Source organism: Spiroplasma endosymbiont of Sarcophaga carnaria (assembly GCF_964019595.1).
GTDB lineage: Bacteria > Bacillota_I > Bacilli_A > Mycoplasmatales > Mycoplasmataceae > Spiroplasma > Spiroplasma poulsonii.
On record NZ_OZ026456.1, the window covers coordinates 1,836,750 to 1,858,105 of the forward strand.

At 24.9% G+C, this 21,356-nt stretch carries 31 protein-coding genes; 10 read left to right on the forward strand and 21 right to left on the reverse strand.

The features are described 5' to 3' along the window. Window positions 1–50 precede the first annotated feature (50 nt). Window positions 51–200 (forward strand): hypothetical protein, encoded by a 150-nt coding sequence (locus AACK91_RS10505; protein WP_338966478.1) that lies wholly within the window; start codon window positions 51–53, stop codon window positions 198–200. A 164-nt stretch (window positions 201–364) separates the two neighbouring features. Here AACK91_RS10505 and AACK91_RS10510 read toward each other — a convergent pair whose 3' ends face one another. Beyond that, window positions 365–1,687 carry an Mbov_0401 family ICE element transposase-like protein gene (locus AACK91_RS10510; protein WP_338966480.1) on the reverse strand — a complete coding sequence of 441 codons (1,323 nt, stop codon included), beginning with the start codon at window positions 1,685–1,687 and terminating at the stop codon, window positions 365–367. Window positions 1,688–1,778: 91 nt separating this feature from the next. Between AACK91_RS10510 and AACK91_RS10515 the strand changes: the two genes are divergently transcribed. From AACK91_RS10515 to AACK91_RS10540, 6 genes are all read left to right on the forward strand, one after another. Then, window positions 1,779–2,144, forward strand: coding sequence for a hypothetical protein (locus AACK91_RS10515; RefSeq protein ID WP_338966481.1), 366 nt, complete (start codon window positions 1,779–1,781; stop codon window positions 2,142–2,144). 116 nt (window positions 2,145–2,260) lie between these two features. Further along, complete coding sequence (locus tag AACK91_RS10520; protein ID WP_338966482.1) at window positions 2,261–3,517, forward strand: hypothetical protein; 1,257 nt, start codon at window positions 2,261–2,263, stop codon at window positions 3,515–3,517. Between the two features lie 395 nt (window positions 3,518–3,912). After that, entirely contained in the window at window positions 3,913–4,377 is a 465-nt protein-coding gene (locus AACK91_RS10525) for a hypothetical protein (RefSeq protein WP_338966483.1), read from the forward strand. 46 nt (window positions 4,378–4,423) lie between these two features. Beyond that, entirely contained in the window at window positions 4,424–5,386 is a 963-nt protein-coding gene (locus AACK91_RS10530; RefSeq protein WP_338963247.1) for an IS1/IS1595 family N-terminal zinc-binding domain-containing protein, read from the forward strand. A 323-nt stretch (window positions 5,387–5,709) separates the two neighbouring features. Further along, the gene (locus tag AACK91_RS10535; RefSeq protein ID WP_338966485.1) at window positions 5,710–6,423 is read left to right on the forward strand and encodes a hypothetical protein; all 714 of its coding nucleotides are present in this window, start codon (window positions 5,710–5,712) and stop codon (window positions 6,421–6,423) included. Between the two features lie 16 nt (window positions 6,424–6,439). After that, window positions 6,440–7,000, forward strand: coding sequence for a lipoprotein (locus AACK91_RS10540; protein ID WP_338966487.1), 561 nt, complete (start codon window positions 6,440–6,442; stop codon window positions 6,998–7,000). Window positions 7,001–7,028: 28 nt separating this feature from the next. Here AACK91_RS10540 and AACK91_RS10545 read toward each other — a convergent pair whose 3' ends face one another. The 4 genes from AACK91_RS10545 to AACK91_RS10560 are packed head-to-tail and all read right to left on the reverse strand — an operon-like array spanning window position 7,029 to window position 12,545. Beyond that, complete coding sequence (locus AACK91_RS10545; RefSeq protein ID WP_338966489.1) at window positions 7,029–10,235, reverse strand: hypothetical protein; 3,207 nt, start codon at window positions 10,233–10,235, stop codon at window positions 7,029–7,031. A 3-nt stretch (window positions 10,236–10,238) separates the two neighbouring features. Beyond that, on the reverse strand, window positions 10,239–11,630 hold the full coding sequence (locus AACK91_RS10550) for a hypothetical protein (RefSeq protein ID WP_338966491.1): 1,392 nt from the start codon (window positions 11,628–11,630) through the stop codon (window positions 10,239–10,241). Beyond that, window positions 11,623–11,901 (reverse strand): hypothetical protein, encoded by a 279-nt coding sequence (locus AACK91_RS10555; RefSeq protein ID WP_338966493.1) that lies wholly within the window; start codon window positions 11,899–11,901, stop codon window positions 11,623–11,625. Before AACK91_RS10555 ends, AACK91_RS10550 begins: the two co-directional genes overlap by 8 nt. Before the next feature lie 41 nt (window positions 11,902–11,942). Next, complete coding sequence (locus AACK91_RS10560; protein WP_338966494.1) at window positions 11,943–12,545, reverse strand: PBSX family phage terminase large subunit; 603 nt, start codon at window positions 12,543–12,545, stop codon at window positions 11,943–11,945. A gap of 152 nt (window positions 12,546–12,697) precedes the next feature. Here AACK91_RS10560 and AACK91_RS10565 point away from each other — a divergent pair, with 152 nt between their 5' ends. Together AACK91_RS10565 and AACK91_RS10570 are read left to right on the forward strand one after the other, a co-directional pair. After that, window positions 12,698–13,159: a hypothetical protein gene (locus AACK91_RS10565; RefSeq protein ID WP_338966496.1), complete on the forward strand. Its 462-nt coding sequence runs from the start codon at window positions 12,698–12,700 to the stop codon at window positions 13,157–13,159. Between the two features lie 18 nt (window positions 13,160–13,177). Continuing rightward, window positions 13,178–13,528: a hypothetical protein gene (locus tag AACK91_RS10570; RefSeq protein WP_338966498.1), complete on the forward strand. Its 351-nt coding sequence runs from the start codon at window positions 13,178–13,180 to the stop codon at window positions 13,526–13,528. 170 nt (window positions 13,529–13,698) lie between these two features. On the opposite strand, the gene AACK91_RS10575 is transcribed toward AACK91_RS10570, so the two are convergent. The 4 genes from AACK91_RS10575 to AACK91_RS10590 all read right to left on the reverse strand — a co-directional run bounded on the left by AACK91_RS10575 (window position 13,699) and on the right by AACK91_RS10590 (window position 15,281). Then, window positions 13,699–14,661 (reverse strand): IS1/IS1595 family N-terminal zinc-binding domain-containing protein, encoded by a 963-nt coding sequence (locus AACK91_RS10575; RefSeq protein WP_338963247.1) that lies wholly within the window; start codon window positions 14,659–14,661, stop codon window positions 13,699–13,701. Window positions 14,662–14,772: 111 nt separating this feature from the next. Beyond that, a complete protein-coding gene (locus tag AACK91_RS10580) occupies window positions 14,773–14,946 on the reverse strand; it encodes a hypothetical protein (RefSeq protein WP_338966500.1) in 174 nt (57 codons plus the stop codon). A gap of 58 nt (window positions 14,947–15,004) precedes the next feature. Beyond that, a complete protein-coding gene (locus AACK91_RS10585) occupies window positions 15,005–15,163 on the reverse strand; it encodes a hypothetical protein (protein WP_338966501.1) in 159 nt (52 codons plus the stop codon). Then, window positions 15,147–15,281, reverse strand: a complete 135-nt coding sequence (locus AACK91_RS10590) for a hypothetical protein (RefSeq protein ID WP_338966503.1) — start codon at window positions 15,279–15,281, stop codon at window positions 15,147–15,149. The genes AACK91_RS10585 and AACK91_RS10590 overlap by 17 nt, the downstream gene beginning before the upstream one ends. A gap of 506 nt (window positions 15,282–15,787) precedes the next feature. Here AACK91_RS10590 and AACK91_RS10595 point away from each other — a divergent pair. Further along, window positions 15,788–15,994 (forward strand): hypothetical protein, encoded by a 207-nt coding sequence (locus AACK91_RS10595; protein ID WP_338966505.1) that lies wholly within the window; start codon window positions 15,788–15,790, stop codon window positions 15,992–15,994. A 230-nt stretch (window positions 15,995–16,224) separates the two neighbouring features. On the opposite strand, the gene AACK91_RS10600 is transcribed toward AACK91_RS10595, so the two are convergent. The 12 genes from AACK91_RS10600 to truB all read right to left on the reverse strand — a co-directional run bounded on the left by AACK91_RS10600 (window position 16,225) and on the right by truB (window position 21,347). Continuing rightward, window positions 16,225–16,497 carry a hypothetical protein gene (locus tag AACK91_RS10600; protein WP_338966507.1) on the reverse strand — a complete coding sequence of 91 codons (273 nt, stop codon included), beginning with the start codon at window positions 16,495–16,497 and terminating at the stop codon, window positions 16,225–16,227. Window positions 16,498–16,715: 218 nt separating this feature from the next. Continuing rightward, window positions 16,716–16,967, reverse strand: coding sequence for a hypothetical protein (locus tag AACK91_RS10605; protein WP_338966509.1), 252 nt, complete (start codon window positions 16,965–16,967; stop codon window positions 16,716–16,718). Beyond that, window positions 16,967–17,095, reverse strand: coding sequence for a hypothetical protein (locus AACK91_RS10610; RefSeq protein WP_338966607.1), 129 nt, complete (start codon window positions 17,093–17,095; stop codon window positions 16,967–16,969). Before AACK91_RS10610 ends, AACK91_RS10605 begins: the two co-directional genes overlap by 1 nt. Before the next feature lie 129 nt (window positions 17,096–17,224). Further along, a complete protein-coding gene (locus AACK91_RS10615; RefSeq protein WP_338966618.1) occupies window positions 17,225–17,380 on the reverse strand; it encodes a hypothetical protein in 156 nt (51 codons plus the stop codon). Between the two features lie 101 nt (window positions 17,381–17,481). Continuing rightward, window positions 17,482–17,808, reverse strand: a complete 327-nt coding sequence (locus AACK91_RS10620; protein WP_338966511.1) for a hypothetical protein — start codon at window positions 17,806–17,808, stop codon at window positions 17,482–17,484. 13 nt (window positions 17,809–17,821) lie between these two features. Further along, window positions 17,822–17,965: a hypothetical protein gene (locus tag AACK91_RS10625; RefSeq protein ID WP_338966513.1), complete on the reverse strand. Its 144-nt coding sequence runs from the start codon at window positions 17,963–17,965 to the stop codon at window positions 17,822–17,824. A gap of 51 nt (window positions 17,966–18,016) precedes the next feature. Further along, on the reverse strand, window positions 18,017–18,421 hold the full coding sequence (locus AACK91_RS11645) for a M60 family metallopeptidase (protein ID WP_422397314.1): 405 nt from the start codon (window positions 18,419–18,421) through the stop codon (window positions 18,017–18,019). Between the two features lie 99 nt (window positions 18,422–18,520). After that, window positions 18,521–18,850 (reverse strand): M60 family metallopeptidase, encoded by a 330-nt coding sequence (locus AACK91_RS11650; RefSeq protein ID WP_422397316.1) that lies wholly within the window; start codon window positions 18,848–18,850, stop codon window positions 18,521–18,523. Beyond that, window positions 18,840–19,034, reverse strand: a complete 195-nt coding sequence (locus tag AACK91_RS10635) for a hypothetical protein (protein WP_338966515.1) — start codon at window positions 19,032–19,034, stop codon at window positions 18,840–18,842. The genes AACK91_RS11650 and AACK91_RS10635 overlap by 11 nt, the downstream gene beginning before the upstream one ends. Window positions 19,035–19,181: 147 nt before the next feature. Beyond that, complete coding sequence (gene rpsO, locus AACK91_RS10640; RefSeq protein WP_040093642.1) at window positions 19,182–19,448, reverse strand: 30S ribosomal protein S15; 267 nt, start codon at window positions 19,446–19,448, stop codon at window positions 19,182–19,184. Window positions 19,449–19,548: 100 nt separating this feature from the next. Next, window positions 19,549–20,436: a riboflavin kinase gene (locus tag AACK91_RS10645; RefSeq protein ID WP_338966517.1), complete on the reverse strand. Its 888-nt coding sequence runs from the start codon at window positions 20,434–20,436 to the stop codon at window positions 19,549–19,551. Continuing rightward, on the reverse strand, window positions 20,436–21,347 hold the full coding sequence (gene truB, locus AACK91_RS10650) for a tRNA pseudouridine(55) synthase TruB (protein ID WP_338966519.1): 912 nt from the start codon (window positions 21,345–21,347) through the stop codon (window positions 20,436–20,438). The genes AACK91_RS10645 and truB overlap by 1 nt, the downstream gene beginning before the upstream one ends. Window positions 21,348–21,356: the final 9 nt, after the last annotated feature.

The following is a 21,356-nucleotide window of genomic DNA, read 5'->3' on the forward strand; positions in this document are numbered from 1 at the left end:
TAATTTTTGATATAATATTGTTATATTTATTATTGAAGGAGCCGAAAAAAATGAGTAAGTTATTAACAACAACCCCAAAACAAGATGGTTTTTATATGCCAATTGAATCAACACAACACCGTAGTACTTGAATGTTGTTACCACACATGAAGGATAACGGTAGTATACATTATTTTGAGGTTTTTAATAAAATTAAGTAATTAGAAACAAATTAAGTTTCGCTTATAATTAAATGATAACAAAATTTATAAAAAATTCAACTTTTTAAAAACATAATTTTTATTTGAATAAATAATTTATGAATTTTGACACACTAAAAAATACTTTTTAAAGTTATTACTAATTTTAAAAGGTTTTTTATTTTTTATAAAGATAAAAATTGCTTTTTAGATTGATTTAAATTAAATATATTAAATTCAATTTTTTCTTTATTTTTATTAGTTTTATTAATTTTTTCTTCATTTGTTTTACTATTAAGTCTTAACATTGAAGCAATTAACATATTGATAAATGTTTCTTTACAATATATTTTAGCGCCACGTCCCTTAACTGCCTTAATGTAGTGTGATATATCACCTTCCATGTGACAACCAATATTATATTCTAATGCTTGATTTTCAATTCCTTCTTTATTATTTTTAATTAATTCAATAGTTTCTAATAAAAATTTCTTTTTATTATCAATAACATAGGGTAAATGACACATTAAAAAATCTAATAATGCTTCATAATTTCCAGTAAAAAAATATATTTTTGATAATTTATATTTTAATCTATGAATTCGGTTTTTCTTACGATTTGGGAATAATTCTTTAAATCTTTTTACTAAATGAAATTTATCTAAACTATATGATACAGTATTATTTTTATATTTTGATTTTACTGCTTTGTAAATTTTTTTAATTTGTTTTTCACCATCACTTAATATTAATATTTTAGTATCTTCATTAATATCATAAGTATCCATTGATTTAAAAATTTTATCAATAAAATTATCAATATTAGATTTATCATTTTTATTCTTATGATTTTTATTCATCATTTGAAAAACGCCTTTTTTCTTTTTCATTTTTATTCTGGTTTTTGTTGACTTTTCTTCATCAACACCAACATGCATAGTAGCAAGAAATATTTTATTTTCAACTCTTTTTTTATTTTCTCTCATAGGTTCAAAAGCACCATCAATTTGAATATATAAAACATTATTTGGGATTTTAATTTTATTGTTATTTTTATTACTAATGTAATCGGTTTCTTCTAAATCGGCATTTTTAAAAATATTAGATATTGTTCTTTCACTAATGTTAGCATTTTCTGTTGTATGCAAAATATCTTTATATCTTTTCCCATCGCCCATAAAAGACATATATTTATCTTTTAAATTTTTTTCAATTCTTTCGTATTTTTTTAACCCTAATTCTTCATCTAAAGGATAACGATTTATATATTTTTTATTTTCTTCATCATATTTAACATATCTTCGTCTTTTTACAGTGTTATCCCCATATTCTGTTTTAAATGTTTTTGGTATTTTTGATACAACCTTATATCCTTGTAATATTTTTCCTTGTTGATATAATTTAAATATCTCATTATCTCTTTCAATTAAGAAATTATTAATTTCATTTTTTGTTTGTATTTTTTTATTTTCTTTATAATTTCCTAATAAATTTTGTTTTAATTCCATTTTATAATTTCCTTTCGTAATTAAACAATTTTTTAAATTATTATATTTAATACTTCAAATAATTTTATCAAAAAAAGGAGGCTAATTAAAAATGCAAGATTTTACCAAAATTAATAACAAAAAACGAATTACTAGTTATGAACATTTAAATAAAAAATATGATTTGAATTTTAGTGACTATAATTTTGGTTTTGATTGAGAAGTATTTAAAGACTTTGTTGGTGATAGTTATGCCCGATATTTTACTTCGCCAACTTTTTTTAAGTTTGTTTCAGCAGGGCGTGGTACTAATAAAACATGAAATCATTTAGCCGAAAAATTATTTTTTGCTTGTAACTTTACGGATGCTTCATCTAATATTTTACGAAGATATGCCAACACCCACGAAGATACTACATTTGGCGATACAATTAATGTCTGTAATTATCTATATGATATAAATATGGGATTGATATAGGACCCGACAATGAAAATGGTATTGTTTGACCTAAAAATGTTAAAGAAGGTGGAGAGATTGTTTTTCCTAGTGGTGTTCGTATTGCTTTTGCGGGTTATGCTAATGGTAATAAAATTATGGGGAAAGTTGGTAAAGGAAGCGGTATTATATCAGCCTGAACAGATGAAATGATACATGCTGAAGAAAAAGAAATCTTAACTGATAAAGAACTAGATAAAAGATATAATAATTTAAGAGTTTCAATGTTTCGTTCAAAAAGTTTAAAAGTATCTTATGAAAAATATACTGATGATGATGTTAATGAACAATATAATTTAGATAATCCTATTCCAGTAAAAGAATTATCTTGGACATTTCAAGAATGAGACAACATAGCAAAACAATACATAACAGTAACAACATATTTTCATAAAACATATTCTAATCAATTTACTTTTAACCCTTTTGATAAATACCATGTCTTTTATGAAAAATTTGTAACGCCATTTTTACCTTTAAATGAAAGAATTAAAAACATTTTAAAAGAACACAATCAAATATATTCAGAAAATAAACAAGTATTTAAAGGTTTGGGTGTTTTTAATTTGCGTTTAACTATGGGTGCTGTTTGAAATAAAATACCTGATATTACCAAAAAACTTGTTTTAGCAAATAAAGAAGAACGACCCGATTTATTTAAACTTGAATATTACGGTTTTGAATATAACGATAATGACCCCAGCATTTATGTTTTACGAAATTATCGTAAATATATTAAAGAGTATAATCTACAAGATTTTTATAATACCAATACAAAACAATATCAATTTGATAGTTATTCAATTGGTGTCGATTATGCTAATGGTAGTGAAGACCATACAGTATTTTTATTTAGTGGCTATAAAATTAATGAAAATAATGAATATGATAAATATTTAATTGAAGAAAATGTTGTTACACCAAAAAATGCGATGAATTTAAATGAAATAGTTGAACATTATGGACAATGAATAATCAATACTTTTGATAAATTTGATGGTTTTGAATATGCAACATTTCATTATGATATTAATGCCCATGACTTTATGCAAAAATTACAAGAAGATATTTATCCTTATTTGGGTTATAAAATTAAAATGTTTAAAGCTAAAAAACATCAAACTTCATTGAATAAAGAAGCAGGTATAATTAATCGTGTAACATGAATAAGAAAAATGTTTGTTCAAGGCAAAATATATGGCATATTAGATAACTTTCCATTTTTAGATAAATGCATTAGTGAACTAAGATTTAGTGACACCAAAACAAACACACCCGATAGTAAAATGTACCATGACCCATATGACGCTTTGTTTTATTGTTCTTATCCATATCGTTTTAAAATGGGATTATAACTAATCTTGTTTTTGGGCGAGCGGTTGATTTTCTTAAATTTTTGTGATAAAATGACTTACAAGTTAAAAAAGATTTTGAGGTTCTTTCAAACAAATTTGGGAATCTTTATAAAATTCTTCGCTTAACGCTTAGAATTTTTCCCAAGTATTTTGAAAAGCGCGGCAAAAGTTTTTTTAAACTTTAAGGCATTTTTCACAAACTTATGAAAATCACCGCGAGCCCAGATTAGTACTAAAAACTAAAATATAATCACAATAATAATCATTATAAATAATCTCCTTTCTAAAATAGATTTAAAAATGCTTGACTTGCATATATATATATATATATATATATATAATGTCAATAGATCTTGATAAAAAGTTTCAAGATAAAAGAAAGGAAATTATACAAAATGAAAAAATTACTTAGTTTATTAAGTGTATTAACAATTAGTGGAACTGCTGTACCAACAACAATTGCCGCTAGTCCTTATCAAAAAGAAGAAATATTAAATAGAGTTAAAAGAAGTTTAAATAATATTAATATTTCCAATGTTCCAGCTATTAGACAAACGCAACCATATTGATGTGGTCCAACTATTGGCGAAGCAATATTAAGATATTTAGGATTAAGGTCAGTTCATAGTCAATATTATACTCACCCTGATTTTCCAAATTTAGATCAAACACATGAACAATTTCAAGGTAGCTTATCTAGTTGAATGAATACTGACTTTTTTGGAGGAACATCACCTCAAAATTGAACAAATGGAATAAATCAACTTATTAATATATATAATTTAAATAATGGTAGATTATATTCAACAACAGGAATAGGATATTTCTTTAATTTTGTCGAAAACTCTTGATATTTATAAAATATACCTAAAATTAGGTATATTTTTAATATATAGAGGTAAATAAATGATGAAAAAAATAATTACAGAATTAATAAATAGCTTAACAGATGATCAATTTTTAGAATTTTATGAAAAAATAAAACAACAAGCAGACTTAATTAAAAAACAAAAACGTTTAAATGAAATTGATCAAAAATTTAGAGATAAAGGCATTATATGTCCTAATTGCAAATCTTTTCATTGTGTTAAAAATGGTCATAATTCCGAAGGAAAACAAAAATATTTATGTAAAAAATGTCGTGCTAGTTTTGATGCATTTCGTCATCATTTTACTTATTGAAGTCATTTAAATTATGAACAGTGAAATTTATTAATTCAAATTTCATTGTTAGGACAATCTAGTAAAATAATTTCTCGTTTTATTAAAACAACCCCAAAAACCGCTTGATATAATCGACAAAAATTAATGCAATCAAAACAATTAGAAAATACACAGTTAAAATTTAAAAAATTAAATGGTCAAATCCAAATGGATGAAACATTTATTAAAGAAATTCATAAAGGCAATTTTAAAGATAAATTTGATAAACGAAAAACTCATCTCGATCCATTTTCAACTGATACCAAATGCTGTATTCAAATGGCAGTTGATAGCAATAATAATATTTTTGTTCAATCCACCAATACCAAAAGATTACAAAAACAATGGATTATTGAAAATATGAATAAGCAACTAATTAAAGAAAAATCAATAATTATTTCTGATATGCAACCACTATATTTATTAGTAGCAAAACAAACAAATTCTACTCTATATTCCACCAAAACTAGTACAAACCCTGATACTAGTTATCAAAAGTTAAATAAGATTAGTAAATTACAATCCAGTCTTAAAGAAGCCTTAATTCATTATCATGGTTTGGGTTTCACTAATATTCAAAATTATTTAAAGCTCTGAAAATGAAAATACCAACACAAAGGTTTAACACCAAACCAACAATCAACGGTATTATATTTTAACGTTTAAAAAATTTAAAGCAAAATCATAATCTTACACAAAATTAGTTTTCAAATTGTCATATTGATGATTTTTTTTATTTCATCAAGAGTTTTCGACAAAATTAAAGATACTTTTTATATATTATATATATAATATATTATTATAACTAAACTTAATATATTTCATTGCTAATTTATCCCTTAAAACGCGTCATAAGAGCTATTTTTCAAGATAAATTTTTAAAATAATTCATAATATTTTGCTTGCTTATATATATATATATATATATATATATAATGCAATTAGATCTTGATAAAAAGTTTCAAGATTAAAAAAGGAGAAAAACAAGTATGAAAAAATTACTTAGTTTATTAAGTGTATTAACAATTAGTGGAACTTCTGTACCAACAACAATTGCCGCTAGTCCTTATCAAAAAGAAGAACATAATACAGAAACTGATAGTGGTGTTAGTGTTTTCTATCAAATTATAGAAAATGGTAAACGTAAATCAATTATTGAAAAAATATATGGAGTTAATGAAAATGAAAGTTATATTAGATTTTTAGGTTTTGATAATAGAAATAATAAATATTATATAAATGATAAAAATATTTACTTTGTAAATAATAAAAATAATAATAATAATAATGCTATATCGATTAAATTACTAAGCTTTAAACCAGCATCAGTTATTGATTTTAGTAGTACTGATAATTTTGTTAGGTTTAATTGAAAAGATTTAAATAACACTATTCATGTTTATAGAATAAAAATTATAGATTTAGAAAATAACAATTTAAATAAAATAAATGAATTATCTAAAATTATTTCAAATCCTATTTTAGGAACAGTTAAAATTAATAATGAAAAAGGATTACTAACCGAACAACAAATTAAAGATTTTTTAAAAGATAAAAATCCTCAATTAGATATAACTAAGATAGGAATTAAAAATATTATTGATGATTTATACAATAATAATGAAAAAAGGATTACAGTATTTTCAAGTGACTCAACAATTTATACTGGTGAAGCAACTGTTTTTTTAGATATTGAAAAATAGTTAAGATTTAAAATAAATGAAAAAAATATTAAGTCTTTTATCAACAATAACCTTAATTGGAACAAGTACAACCAGTTTAGTTGCTTGTAATAAACAATATAGCGAGGATGAATTAAAAGAACAAAAAGAAAAACATAAAATAAATACTACTAACCAAGAAATAAGAAACAATTTAGAATGAATAGCACCACAAGAAAAACCATTTAATAAAACAGATAATAAATGATATTATGTTGTATGGTGTGGAGATAAAAATGATAATTGACATTTAACTAAATTTTTAAAAAATAATAAAGATAAAAATGATATTATTGATAAATATTCAATTTCTCCAATAATTTCTTATTTTTTAATTTATTCTGCTATTAGTACGATTGGTTTTTTACCTAGTTATACATTGGAAATAGTGCGTAATTTAGGGAAAAATTCAGATAATGAATATAACGAAAAGCATATATCTATTTGAAAAAATAAAGATAATAATTATTTTAAATCAGTATACCGTTGAAATTTAGATACTCAGGAACCTGACTTAATAGTTGATAATAAAGGTAATGTAAAAGTTAAAGGAGAATAAAAAAGAGATATTAAATCTCTTTTTATTTTTACCTTGGTTTAAATGTAATTTGAATGGGATTATTACTACTGTTATTTACCATATTTAAAACACCCAAAGCATTAAGGTCTATTGTTATATCTTTATCATTACCAAAATATGCTCAATGCATGGTGCTATTTATCACAATATGTGCAATCAAATTCTTTGTAAATCTAATTTTTAATTTCATATCATTAGTATAATATATTTTTATGTTTAAATTTCCAATTTCATTAGAATCTGAATCAAATCATTTATTAAATTGTATTAAAAAATCAAAAATCCCTCTCTTATCATAAGTATTATATCGGTTGGGAACAGACGGCGATGTATTATTAATATAACCAGTAGAATATATTGTTTCACTATCATTTACTTTTACATTATCTGTATATAAAGTTATTGTATTTTCAAAATTAACATTACGAGTTTGCGAGGAACCTTCTGTTTTTAAAGTTATATTTGATAATGAACCTAAATTAATATTGCAATTAGCACCAGCTAAAATATTTACATCTCTATCATAAATAAATCGCTCTATTTCAGGTTTATAACAATTAACTTGTAAATTATCAAGATTACTTATTTCTATTGTTTTATAAGAACTAATAAATTTATCAATACTTTGAATTGTTGGGTCAATTTGTCTTAGATCAATTTCAGTTTCATAATAACTTTCATTAATTTGATTTGAAAATAAATTAATTTCACCTCTTGAATCGGTTTTTTTACATTGTGCTGGTGCTGTAATTTTAGTTTTTAATGCTTGTCCTGCCTTAGCATCTCAGATATCTTTCATATAAGGTTTGTAATTATATGGTATTGGTGGTAATACATATTGTGGGTAATTAAATGTTGGTATTTCATAATCATGGGGTAGTAAGAAACTAGTTTTATAATTAGTTGTCATATCGCGTAAATAATTATTTAGTGTATTTTTTGTTTTACCTCTGAAACTTCATACTGATAATCTTAAATAATCTTCTTCATTATTTGTATATGGATTATCAGCATAAAATATAATTTCAAAATTACCTTTATATAATGCTTGGATTGAAAACATATCAATAATATAACTACAATTTGTACCGTCAGGTGTTTGTAAAAATTCGCAATCATTATCTTTTTCACTAGCACTAACTGGTGTTTGTGCATCTACTGCTCTTACTAATTCATTAATTAAATATATACGATTAGTTTTAGGATTTAATTGTTTTAAATTATAAGTTGAATAAGTTATTTGTTCAGTTGGTTTACCATCTTTTTCTAAAACATTACCTTTTATTTTATCAGTTAATAAAGTAGTAAAACCTAAACTAGTAGCATTTGCTCCAAAGATAGCACCGAATTTATCATTTCCTTGTTCTCTAAATATTTCAAATGGTAAATAACCTTTACCTTTTGATTTTTCAGACCAAAATGAATCATTATAGAAACTATAAATATTTGCACTCATAAAGCCATTAAGTCATTGAAAATTAGGTCAAGTTTTTTCATCTTGGTTAATTACTCATCCTCAGGGAATACCAAATGAAATAAAGTTTAAGAACTTACCAACTCCACCCGGTATCGTAAAAGGGTTAAAAACTAATTTTTGCGTATAGTTTAAAGGTAATACTGTAATTTGGCGATTAATAAAATTATTCATATTTAAAATATCTCAAACATTACAAACACCCATTTTATTATATTCAATTTGAACTTGTCCTACAGTATTACCAAATTCATCTTTTCTTCTAAAATATGATGATGCTTGGGTACTAATAATATTATTAACATCTTCATTATTTACTTTTACTTTATCAGGTGGAGTAATCATTCAATTTTTAGACCAATAAAATTTAGAGTTATTATCTTCTTTATGGATAGTTGTGCCAACCGTAGGATTAGTTGCTGTTGAACTCGCTTTATCGGTTATTACAATTCCCTCACTATTTTTTTGATTTCAAAAGTCGTATCTACTTTCCATATCTTGCTTTCAATCTTTAAAACCAGTTATCATTGTTGGTTGAATACCTTGAACGTTATATCAACTTACTTCTGGAGCAGCATAAGTATTTACTTTGTCAGGTGGGCAAGGATATATGTTATACATTAATAAATCACGATAATTCATAACTTTTTTATTAAACTGACCTTTAATAATTGGTCGCCCAATTACTGGCATATCAAAAAAGATAGAATTACCATAAAATTTAACTGCCATTGCTCTAACCCCTGGGTCTTTTAATAAAACTTCATCTAATTCAACAATACCTTTATTTAACTTTTCATCATAAGTTATTTTAGGAAAACAATAACCTTCCCCTGGAGCACTGGTCTGAATAAATTGTCTTACTGATAAACCACTGTGACTAATTTTGTCATTAATACTTGAAAAGGTAATTTCTTGTCATAAAAAACTACCATCATAAGGTGAATAATAATTAATAACATTTGATGGATATAATCATTGTCTATCTTGGGGTGCAGAATTAATACCACCCCCACCAATATTTAAACCACGGTCATTAAATACAGTATAAAAATTATAATAATCATTAATATTTAATTTCTCAGCATCTTCATCTAAAATTAATAAAGTATATTGTCTTTCAGTTGATTGTTGAGTAAATACTTGTTCAAATTTAGCCTCATCAAATTGAATTGAACTTCTATCATCAATCATATAAGCATCTCAATATTTACCAACTTTAACTTCTTTTGTATAAAAATTATCGGCTTTATTATCATTATTCATAAAATAACTTAATTTATATTGATTTAAGTATGCCAGCATTCTATTAATATCATAAATATTTTCACCATCAATTAATTTTCAATAAATATTATTATTTTCATCTTTTAATTTTATAGCAAAAGGTGTTTCATTATTTGCTCATATTGTTGAATTAACTGGTTGTTTATTAAAATCATCAATTGTTAAAATATTAATTTCTTCACCTTTATATTTTTGTACTATTTTTAAACTATCTTGTCATTGCGCAATAGTACTTTCCATATTATCAAATATGCGTGAATAACTACCATAATCACTTGGTTTGGCATTATTTGATTTTCAACCTGTTTCAGTATCAGGAATATATGAACTATAAACATTAAAAGGAAATACCATTCAATGTCTGTTATCTCGTATATTTTCTCTAATATCTATTAAAGTATCATGGGCTTGTCTTCTTAATTCTTCGATAACCCCTGGGTTAATTCTACTCATTTGTTAATTCTCCTTAATTTCTGTTCTACCTTGTAAAGCATTTTGATTATTACCAGTTTCATCATATTCCATTAATTTATTATTATGTTCAATTTCTTTGGCTTGCATTTTATCTTGTCATGCTTCTATTTTTTCAAAATATTTAGTTGCTTCTAATTCATCAATATTATCATATTCAGTTATAGCTCTTATTGGTTCCATTGTGCCATTATCTAATCTAGCAGTAATTAATTCATTTTGTCGCATTTGGTCAACTAAACTAGCACTAACAAAATCAAAACCATATTCTCGTTCACCAACACCATCTCATAAACCATAATATTTTAAAACAGTATCAAACATTTTAGTATAGTATTGCTTACGATATGCTTGTAAATATGCTTGTTTTTCTAAGTCTTTTGTTTTAGTTAATAATGACTGTGTTTTATTTTGGTCATTATCTGATTTATCACCAAAAGGACTAGAAAAATGATATGCTAAGTATACTTGTTCAATAATTGATTTTTGGTCTTCAGTATATGTTTCTAAGGTTGGTGTACCTTGTACTACTTGTAAAGATTGGGATAATTGACCATCTACTGCTGATTGACCTGATTGAATAAAAATATCATCAAAAGCATCTTGTAATACTTTTTTATTACCTTTGTTATAAGCAGTCATTAAATCATCATCTAATATTCCATATCAATGAGTACGATTTGCTCATCTTTCTTTTGATTTAATATTAAAACTATCTTCTAAATCAAATTGTAATTTATAACAATTTGCCATTGTAGGTCATGGGTTTAATGTAGTTGATGTAGATAAAAATAAAGGGTTGGGTTCATTAATCATTTCTCAAAAAGGAACTATGCCTAATTTATTTTTAAATTCTTGTACTAAAACAGGTTTAACATCATCTTTAATTTGTGTTTTACTTTGTCCAACAACTACTTCATTATTTTTAGGTCAACCTTTAATAACTATTTTATCTTTGGTACAAATTAAATTTAAAATAAAACCACTATCTGATTGATGATAATTTAATCAAATATCAGCACCTTGTTCAATTTCGTTTATTTTACTTACACGAGATGTAAAGTTAAAAGGATTAATTCATAAATCAATATTGCCGTCATTAGTCTCTAATAAACCAAAGATAGTTTTACCCATTAAACTTGCTGTTAATTCATTTTTATCTAATTTTTCTTTTATTTTATAAGTTTCATATCATCAATTTAATTTTTCTAAAATTTCTTTACGATGAGACTTAAATAAAATATCTTTACCATTAACTAATCTCATTTGATGACGAGCAATAATATTGGCTAAATTAATAGTTCAATCATAATTATAAAATTTTAAAACACTATTAATATCATTTAAGTTTGGTAAACTATGGAAAGTATTATTCATTGTTATTTTGCTCCTTTAATTTTAAAATAAGTGCATAATTAATAATATTTACTGTTAATAAATTTGGTTCATTTGCTAAAACTTGTACACATACTTTAACTTTTTGATATTTATTAATATATTCGTTATATAAATTTAAATTACATATTGCGATATTATCTTTATTTAATTCTTGACAAAGTCTTTTTTTAACTTGTCCACAAACAGAAATATATGGTCTTTTTGCATTTATTACACGTTCATCATGTATTACATAAATATCTTTTTTCATTAAGTTATTCACTCCCTTTGTTGTCATAATTTATAATCTGCTTAACTATTATTTTTAACCATCGGTACTAATTCAAAGTGTAAAGCATAAAAATCACCATCAAATGTGTCATCATATAAATCTAACATTCGTTCTTCTCTTGCATCGGGCTTATCTTCTCATTGAATTAATTCATATTGGGTTTTACTTACAGGACATTTTTCTCATAATCATTTTAATTGATTAGTATTTATTAACATTGTAAATGCCTCAATACGATGTTTTATTTTAAACTTCTGCTTTTGTGCTGGTTTAAAATTTATGTATTGACCAAAAGTATAATTATATTTCTCTCGGTTTAAACTTTCTAATGTTGCATAAGCACTGTCATCAACATTAATTGATATTCCTTGTTGTATTAAATTAAAGTATTGGTTTAATTGATTGTTGTAAAACTCTAAAATATCTTTAACTTGTTCTAATGGTCCTTTAAATTGTTGCGTAGCATTTGAGTGTGCATATTCTGCTACTTTATAGGCTTTTTTATCAAATGAATTATATATTCAAAAACTCGCTGCTGTTGTATGCCCTTTGGGGCTAGTAGAGTTTGCTAAGTCAACACCACCTAATAATTTAGTTGGTTGAATAATATCTGTTGCTTGCATAATATCAATATATCTTGCAAAAATTGAACCACTAGTATTGTATTAGTAAAATATTAGTATATAATTAAATTATAGGTTTAATCTTTTTCCATAAAAAAGAGTTTATGCTGACTTGTTAATCGGACAAGAATAAAAAAAGAGGAGTTTATAAAATGGCACTTACAAAAGAACAATTAATAGAACAAGGTTTAAGTGAAGAGAATGCAGAAAATATCTTAAATCAGTTTAATAATGGAGCAAAGCAAATTAGAGAAAGTGTGCAAAAACGCGAAGATGTTATATCCAAAGAAGACTTTATTAAATTATCTAATGAATTAGATGAATTAAAAGCTTTTAAAGATGTTCCATCGACTAAAATTGAAGATATTAAAACTAATTTAAATAAAGTTAGTGGTAGTTCTTTATCTGAAAAAATGCAAACTTTAAAAGAATTAAAACCTGATTTGTTTATACAAGAACAACCCTCAGTTTCGCCAACTAATTTTATTAAAGATGTGATTGAAAAATCGGTTGAAAATAAAAATGATGAAATTGAAACTATTAAAGAAAAAGGAGCATATACTCCCGAAGAGATTAAAAAGATATCAGATTTCACACTTAAAAACCTTAGATAATAAAGGAGGTGAAATATTATGGCAACAATTAATTTGCCACAAGTACCTTTTACATTACAAGGTAATACAACAGGTCAAAAAGCCTATGTTGATATGGTTAATGCTTTATTGCGTGGACCTTTATATAATGAATATGCAAGTATTATGCAGTATGCTACTGCAACCGCTGAACAAGTTGCTTGATTACCTAATGCAGGACAAGCACTATATAATTTAACTCATCGTGTGGTATGACAAGATGATTATTCATTACCAAATGGTTGGACAACTCAAACAATGGGATTAACAAGAATTCCAGTTCCGATTGATAAGAGGTATTGCTATTTATTTAATTTTTTTACCACTTCTAATGTTATTAATTGGAATTAGTTTAATTGTTGTTGTTTCTTATTATATGATTAAGTGAACACGGTTATTAAAACTTTATGATAAAATTATGCTTTAATTTTGTCGAAAACTCTTGATGAAATAAAAAAAATCATCAATATGACAATTTGAAAACTAATTTTGTGTAAGATTATGATTTTGCTTTAAATTTTTTAAACGTTAAAATATAATACCGTTGATTGTTGGTTTGGTGTTAAACCTTTGTGTTGGTATTTTCATTTTCAGAGCTTTAAATAATTTTGAATATTAGTGAAACCCAAACCATGATAATGAATTAAGGCTTCTTTAAGACTGGATTGTAATTTACTAATCTTATTTAACTTTTGATAACTAGTATCAGGGTTTGTACTAGTTTTGGTGGAATATAGAGTAGAATTTGTTTGTTTTGCTACTAATAAATATAGTGGTTGCATATCAGAAATAATTATTGATTTTTCTTTAATTAGTTGCTTATTCATATTTTCAATAATCCATTGTTTTTGTAATCTTTTGGTATTGGTGGATTGAACAAAAATATTATTATTGCTATCAACTGCCATTTGAATACAGCATTTGGTATCAGTTGAAAATGGATCGAGATGAGTTTTTCGTTTATCAAATTTATCTTTAAAATTGCCTTTATGAATTTCTTTAATAAATGTTTCATCCATTTGGATTTGACCATTTAATTTTTTAAATTTTAACTGTGTATTTTCTAATTGTTTTGATTGCATTAATTTTTGTCGATTATATCAAGCGGTTTTTGGGGTTGTTTTAATAAAACGAGAAATTATTTTACTAGATTGTCCTAACAATGAAATTTGAATTAATAAATTTCACTGTTCATAATTTAAATGACTTCAATAAGTAAAATGATGACGAAATGCATCAAAACTAGCACGACATTTTTTACATAAATATTTTTGTTTTCCTTCGGAATTATGACCATTTTTAACACAATGAAAAGATTTGCAATTAGGACATATAATGCCTTTATCTCTAAATTTTTGATCAATTTCATTTAAACGTTTTTGTTTTTTAATTAAGTCTGCTTGTTGTTTTATTTTTTCATAAAATTCTAAAAATTGATCATCTGTTAAGCTATTTATTAATTCTGTAATTATTTTTTTCATCATTTATTTACCTCTATATATTAAAAATATACCTAATTTTAGGTATATTTTATAAATATCAAGAGTTTTCGACAAAATTAAAGAAATTATGGAAAAAATTAATTTAGTTGAAATTTATAATTTAGGTTTGTCAAAATATAAATGTGTTAAATTATCTATTTCTTCGGGTGTTAATTTTTTATTTTCAACTTCAATTTCATAACGATCCATAATTGCTAAACCATAATCTTTATAACAATCTGGGTAATTATCAAACATTTCATTTAATAAATCTTTTAAATTCATCATTATTATTCATATCCTTGTCATTTAATATTGTTATCTTCTTATTCATAATGTATTCCCCCTAATTCTTTTTTCCTAATGCTCAATGTTCATCCGTCATATCTTCAAATGAAACAGGATAACTTTTACGCATTAATTCTTGTAATTTATTTTCTTGATTTCATTTTGAGCAATAACCTCAATATTTTTGTTTAAGACAAATTTTATTTAACTTTTTCATTTTTATTTAATTCCTTACTATTTTCTATTCTTGCTTTTTCATTAGCACGCTCAATTTTTTTCTTATATAATTGCTTTTTACTTAAAAACTTTCAAGGTTTTTTATTTAACCTTTTCATATAAACCTCCTAAATTATTCCTTTGATTTTTAACTACAAAGTACTACGATGTTCTACATTTTGTAGTTGTCTGTAATACCAAGTACCTCCTCATCAAGTCTCCACTAGTAGATTAATTAAGAAATCCTTGCCCAGTTCTTAAAAGTTATTTTTCTTCTACGCACACGATTTTATTTTTATTCTTGCAATTAAAAATTATGAATACAGCATTATCTGTTTATCTTAATCAAAGTTATTAATTTACAAAATCGCAAAAAAACAAGTTAACAGTTCTATTGGTTTCTTTACTGACAAAATGCCAAGTTGGGGAACCCCCCACTAAAAATATGTAATTGTAAAATTAAATAATTGTAGAACCAATATATTTAATTTTTAGAGTTAATTTTTAAATAAAAAAAATCAACCCAATAAGGGTCGATTTTTTTGTCCTATTTGCATCTTTACTTTACAAATATTAATAAAATTTATTTCTAAAAATGTAAACACCACAAAAGTACAAAATGTGTGTGGTTTCTACACGTGATGTTAAACCCCCTGATAGTATACAACAACGAGGTGAATTATTTGCTAATAATACTTTTAACGAACAACAATTAACTCAAACAATTGATAAATTAAAGGACAATCAACATCAAATTGTACAAGGATTAACAAAAACATTTGTAATGTTAGAAAATCGTCGTAAGAAGATGACAAAAATTTTTGCAATATAGTATGTTCTAATTGAATATCTTTATTACTTAAATTAATTCTTTTTCCATTGTATTTAATTCACATTATCTATTCTCCTTTTTAATAATTTGGATTAGTTTTTCTTATTTTTTCCACACAATCGCCACATTCTTGTGTTTCTAAATATTGAGTTCCATATTATTCCAGTTCTATATATTTTTTACAGATGACACAATACAATTTTGTTTTTTCAAATAAATCATCATATGTTTTATAATTTGCCATTTTTTCTCATTTCACTTTCTAAATGTTCTGCAATATGTTGATAAAAATTCATTTCTTTTCGAATAATATTAACGGATTCATAATGAATATCATACTCATTTAATTGAATTAAAGTAGCTTGCATAGTTTTAATTTTCATCTTAATTTCATCCAATAAATCTTGCATTATATTTTTATAAAAATTTTTTACCTTCTCTAAAATATTTTTACGCTCTTCTTGAGAAAATATTTCATCATTACCAACATTTATTTTTTTCATAAACACTCCTTTACCGTAATAAACACTGTTATACTAATGTCTAAATAATGTATATGTACTGTAATAAACACTGTTAATAACATTGTTAAATATATAAAAAATAAGTAAGGCACAATGAAAAATACTATTAACAACGTTAATAGAAAATATAAAATTAATAAATCAAATAACAAAGCTAGTGTGCCACAGCTAAGATATATGATTAATTATAATAAATATTAAAATACTTTAATCATAATTCTAAAGAAATTTAAAATCTTAATAATAACAAAAATTCCAAATGGAATTAAAATAATTCAAGCATCATCAAGAACTGACATTAACTGTGGTAACACAGCATAAACAGCATCTTTAACTTTCATCATAGCTTGTCCTAAACCACTTCAAATAGAACCCATTCCATCTGAAATAGTAGGCTTATCACCAACTGCTAAAAAATTAATTGCTGTTGTTAAATACATACCTAACACTATTTATTTTCCTCCTTATTTTTAATTTCTTTCTTTTCTTTTTTCTTTCCTTGAATTTGACGAATTTTTTGATAAATCGATATACCAATTCAAGCAAGAATTCCTAAAATGATAATAATACTAAATATTTATGTTAACCATACTGGCATAATTTAATTCCCCCTAGAAATTTAGCTTGCGCGGCACGCTTCGCGTGTTCGCTACGCTCAAAATAAACTATATTGAATAAATTACCGCTAATAAATTACGCGGATAATTTATTCATTTTCTTTTACATTATTAGTTACTATTTTATTAACAGTATTAATAACATTATCTTTTCCATACTTAGTTACTAAGGACCGTAAAATAAAATAATGTTTTCTTTCCATTAAAAAATCAACTCCTTTCTGAGTTGATTTGTTGCACTTCATATTACAATTTACATATTATAAAAAAAAGCAAGAGATTTAACAATGAATTTACTTTTTTATTTAAAAAATTCAATTTCTTTTAAGAAAAAAATAACAATACTTTAATTAACTTCTATTAACTTATTATTAATAATTTGATATTTTTTTGTAACTTTATTATTTGTCGAAACTGCTGTTCAGTCATTTAAAAGGGAATTAAATTTTAAAACACGACTTGCTTCTTGTAATTCTAATGTAATCAAATATTTTTCATCATAACTAATTCCGTTTCATAAATTATTAGTTCGAATAACATTAAGAAAATTATCTGTACCAATGATTTTAAGATCATGAAGTATGATTCCATTCTGATTACTAATAATAATTCGATAATATGGCGGATCTTTATCACCAAAATAACTATGAATAATTTCAGCATCACCATACAATCGAATTTTTTTATTATTTTGAATCCAACCCTAAAATCCCATGATAACTATTTGCAAGGCCTAAAAACTTAATAGTATTATTATAATTACTTGATATTGCAAAAACATATTTATTTGGTAATTTTCCCGTTGTTTTAAAACCAATAAAAACATTCACTTTATACTTATCACTAGTCTTTTGATATATTTGATAATTTTGCATTCCTACCTATCAGATAGATAAATTCTGATCATAATTAAAATATTTTCCATAATTTGTCATATTAATATCTGTTCCAAAACTAATTTCAACATTATCTTTTAAAGAAACATCAATTGTTGTAATTTCATATTTTGCAAGATTGTCTTCAACGATTGATTGATGAGTACCATCAATAATATTTTCTCAAATGTTTTTAGTTAACATTGGATAAGTTTTAATTTTTTGATTAGTTGCTTCGGTTGGTATTAGACCTCACTTTATAAAAAAAGGCGCTAAATTGCGGTTACTTACTTTCGAAGTCATTTCAATAAATAATTGTTGTTTTTCAACATTTGTTCCAGGATTATCAGAAAATGGTAAAAGACGATAATATTGTGATAAAGTTGAATAAAAATTATCACCAAAAGCCATCAAATTACTAAAATTAAATATCATTTTGCGCAATCAGATCAGCAACGAAATTTTGATGATATTAGTGATTTATTTACTAAATTAGCGATGTTTTGACAATTACAAATGGCTAGGGGTGTCTAACCGATTCGCATTGAATAATTTTTGTTGAACATAAAGCGCACTAATATTAACTGTTACTTCAGTAAGACCATTTCATTGGTATTGTGGAGTTTGATAAGTATGCCCGATTTCATGTCATAACCCTCATTGATTATTACTTGTACTAGTAAATAAATCAGCGCCGGAACTTGTATCATTTTGAAAGGTAATATGATAATTGGTTGCTGAAGCATAACCTGCCCCCGTATCTGGATTAGCAATATGAATATATTGTTGATGCTTCTTTGCAATTCCTGAATAATTTGGATTCAAACCATTATGCTTCATTTGTATATTTTCAAATATTGTCTCAATTTTCTAAAATTTTTTCAATATTAACATTATTTTGGTTTTCCCATAAAAATATTTTAACAATATTAATATCATATGTTTCTAATAGTTTTGTAAGATATATCTCTAATCCTGCTTTGCACCCACTACAAACAGCTGATATATTGTTAATATTGCCCATAATACCCTCGTTAATACTATAAAGTTATTTCAAATAACTCTATTTTCTCAGTTAATTAAAACATTTTTTAAATAAAAAAACAATACCAATAACTAAGTGTCAAATGAATTAATCAGCTAATTAAAAAAAGTTTAAAAACCTTAAACCTTATTTTCTAATTCCTAATTCTTCAATGATTGCTTTATATTCATTAAAATCAGTTTTAATTAAGTAAGCAAGCAAATGCTTTCTTTGTGCTACTTTTTGTAATAAACTTCTTCTTGAAACAATATCTTTACGATGAATTTTCAAGTGAGCAGTTAAATTGTTAATATCTTCTGTTAAAATAGAAATTTGTACTTTTGTTGAACCAGTATCTTTAGCATTTTGACCAAATTTTGATACTAATTCTGCTTTTCTTTCTTTTGAAACCATTATAAATTTCTCCCTTCATTGTTGTGGCTCATAACGTTAAATCAAAGCATTTAAGAAAGGGTTATCTTAAATCAACGAAATAACAACAACCCTATTAATATTATGCTTTATTTGCAAAAAATGCAAGAGTATCAGCTAAATCTTGTTCTAAAAGATTAACTAATTCGGTTAAGTTATTTATTTTAATATTTTCACGCAAATATTTTTTAAAATAAACAATAATTTCTTGTTCATATAAATTTAAATTAGCATCTAATAAATATGTTTCAACAACTTCTTTTCCTTCAAATAACCGATATGAAGTCATTGATGGGTAAAGATGTCCTTGTGCTCACGTTTCTGTAACATAAACCCCATAAGGTAAAATTACTTTTTGTGGTAAATACATGTTGGCAGTTGGAAAATTAATTGTTCGCCCAATTTGTTTCCCTGGTTTTACTTTCCCACGCAAATGATAATCTTCATATAATAATTTATTTGCAGCTGGTAAATCATAATTTAATAATAAATTACGAATTGTTGTTGAAGAAAAAACATCATCTTGCCGATTAATTAAATAAACATTTTCTTGACTAAAAAAAGTAATAATTTGTTTAAAATCCCCTTCGCGATTTTTCCCAAACCGAAAATCAGATCCAATTACAATTTTAACAACATTAAACCGTTCTTTTAATATTGTTAAAAATTGTTGCGCTGATAAATTCATAAATTCACTTGTCACTGGAACCTCTAAATAATAATCAAAATTTAATTTTGCTGCTGTTTCCTGTTTTGACCTATTATCTAATAATTTTGTATCAGTTTGATGTAAAAAATCAGTAACACTTTGTGACATTGTAAAAAATAATGCCGCTAAATTTTGTTCTGCTTTAATTTCCATTAAACGATTAATTAGTTTTAAATGCCCTAAATGAAAACCATCAAATAGCCCTAAGGAAACAATTTTTGCTTCATTATTAGCTAATTTATTTCATGTTAAAATTTTCATTAATAATGATCATCCTTATCTATTTTTTGTTGTTGATTTGTATCAATATTTGCCCATAATCCCCGTTGACAAGCATAAACATGTTTACCAATATGTTTATAAATTGCTAAAACATTTTTGTTTTTATCAATGATAAAAATAATTGGATCAGTATGATTAATAATAACAATTGGTTTTCCTTGTCTAATTTCTTCATCATAATGATAAAGTAACAACTGTTGTTTATTTGTAAACAAGGCATCATACATTGAAATTAAACGGTTAAAATTTACTTCTTCTGGAGCAATTGCTTTCGATAACAAAAAATTTCCTGATTGTGTTCGACATAAACTCTTAACCGTTGCAATTGTATTTAATTTTGCAGCAAGATCAATAACTAAACTACGAATATATGTTCCTTTGGTACATAATACACTAAAGGTGATGGTGTGGTCATGATGATTATATTTTTTCAACTTAATTTCCTTAATCGTAACTGTTCGTGGTTTAATTTCAACTTCTTCATCGCGCCGAGCATATTCATAGAGTTTCTTCCCATTAACTTTAATAGCAGAATATTTAGGCGGATATTGCTCATACATAAACCCATTAAATTCACTAAAAATTTTTTTCAATTGTTTTTTGCGCAGTTTAAAGGGAGTTTCTTTCTTAATAACATTACCAGTAATATCACCAGTATCTGTTTCAACAAATAATTTCATTTCGACATCATAAGCTTTATCTGCTGTTAACAAATATTCACTCATTTTCGTAGCATTATTCACTAATACCACTAAAAGACCTGTTGCTAAAGGGTCTAAAGTTCCAGCATGGCCAACTTTTTTAATCATCAAGGTTTTTTTAATATCTTGAATAATTTGATGACTTGTTTTCCCAGCCGGTTTATTAATTAAAAAAATACCATCATGCATATGTTAAAA